The organism is Nocardia sp. NPDC058497 (assembly GCF_042720195.1).
In the GTDB taxonomy this organism is placed as follows: Bacteria; Actinomycetota; Actinomycetes; order Mycobacteriales; family Mycobacteriaceae; genus Nocardia.
In genome coordinates, this window is record NZ_JBHXMY010000923.1 from 1 (window position 1) to 1,535 (window position 1,535).

Annotated in this window: 1 protein-coding gene and 1 pseudogene; one reads left to right on the forward strand and one right to left on the reverse strand. The window is 66.5% G+C overall.

Annotated elements, in window-relative coordinates:
- Window positions 1-236: pseudogene (locus tag ACFWPJ_RS32495) on the forward strand (hypothetical protein); the annotation flags it as partial.
- A gap of 137 nt (window positions 237-373) precedes the next feature.
- On the opposite strand, the gene ACFWPJ_RS32500 reads toward ACFWPJ_RS32495, so the two are convergent.
- Window positions 374-1,174, reverse strand: a complete 801-nt coding sequence (locus tag ACFWPJ_RS32500; RefSeq protein WP_378857303.1) for an NAD(P)H-binding protein — start codon at window positions 1,172-1,174, stop codon at window positions 374-376.
- Window positions 1,175-1,535 lie beyond the last annotated feature (361 nt).

The following is a 1,535-nucleotide window of genomic DNA, read 5'->3' on the forward strand; positions in this document are numbered from 1 at the left end:
GGTCCAAGGACATCCACCTGCCCGGCAAGTCCGTCGCCGCACTCGCCGACCAGGTGCTGCCGAGCCTGACCGCGGCCATGAGCCTGCTCGCCGAGCAGGACCCGGCCGAAGCAGGCAACTTCCGCGAGACCGTCCTGGTCGCCGTCGAAGCCACCACCCAGGCCCACAAGGGTCAGCCCACCCCGGCTGTGGCAGCGATGGCCCGCAAGATCGCCGCCGCCCTCGACGCCGCCTGACGGCTGCGGGGTTGGAACGGCCGCACGAGGGTTCCCTCCCGAGTCCCGGTGCCCAGGCGTCACCTCGGCACCGGGACTCCTCGTCGGCTACTAGCTTCTCCGCCAAAGTCTTTCGGCAACGCGCGCCTGCTGATCGCTCAGCGGAACAGGTCGGCGTTCGCGGCGGCCCAGGCGGCGAAGGTGGTGGCGTGGCCGGTGAGGTCGGCGACGGTGCCGGTCGCGACCTGTGGGTGATCGACACGGGTGGCGAGGCCTTCTACGTACCAGCGCGCGAATTCGCCCATGGCCGGCTCGAGGAGCGCGATGCATTCCTCGGGTGACACCGTCACGAAAGACAGATCGCGGCCGATCGCCTCGGCCAGCTGCTGGACCTGCGTCGGCCTGGTGAGGGTTTCGGGGCCGGTGAGGTTGTAGGTCTTGCCGAGGTGCCCGGTGCCGAGCAGGACTGTCGCGGCGACACGGGCGATATCGTCCATGGCGATGGGGGCGTTGGCGGAATCCGGATATGGTTCGCGCAGTTCGCCTGTCGCGCGAATCTGGTCCGCCCAACCGGTGGTGTTCTCCAAGAATTCGCCCGTATACAGGTGGGTCCAGCCGATACCCGATTTTTCGACCGCCCGCGCGATGGGCTGCCACTGGGTGGTGTCGTCGCCGGAAAGATCGACGATGTGCTCGATCCCGGCCTGATGCGCCACATCGACTACCTCGGTGACGGTTTCGAGAGTCGGTGCGAGATACATCCGGTCGACGCCGTCGAAGGCGGCGGGCAGGGAGGACGGGCGCCGCAGGTAGCCCTTCATCACCTCGACCTCGGGCGGGAATGCGGTGCGTTCCGGGTGGTTCGACAGCGCGCGAATATCATCAGCCCCCAAACGCACGAGGTGCTCGACGACCATGCGGCCGATATTTCCGGTGGCGCCTGTCACGAGAATTTTCATGTAATCCCTTCGGCCCGAACTGATACCCGGGCGAAGGTAGTACGAGCCGAAGCACCTGCGCACATGACTGTCGGACTTCCCACACACTGTTGCACGCGGAAATTTTCTGCTATCAGCGCCAGGATTCCGCAGGTATTGCTCGCGTCGGTCAGCTGCCGGATCGCTCGGCATCCCGCGATGCGGCCAGCTCGAGTTGGCGCTGATCCATCAGGCAGCCGCGCGCAGCTGCGGAAACCGCTGCTCCCACAGCGCCCGGACTTGTCGCGCCGGACGCATCTGCGTCCACATGGCGGCAAGCAGCCGCCCACTGATCAGCTCACGCAAGTGATGGCCGGTGCCCTCTTCCAGGACAATCTTGTAC

Coding starts and splice junctions, on each gene's coding strand:
- ACFWPJ_RS32500 (WP_378857303.1), bottom strand. CDS start 1,174: ATGAAAATTCTCGTGACAGGCGCCACCGGAAATATCGGCCGCATGGTC.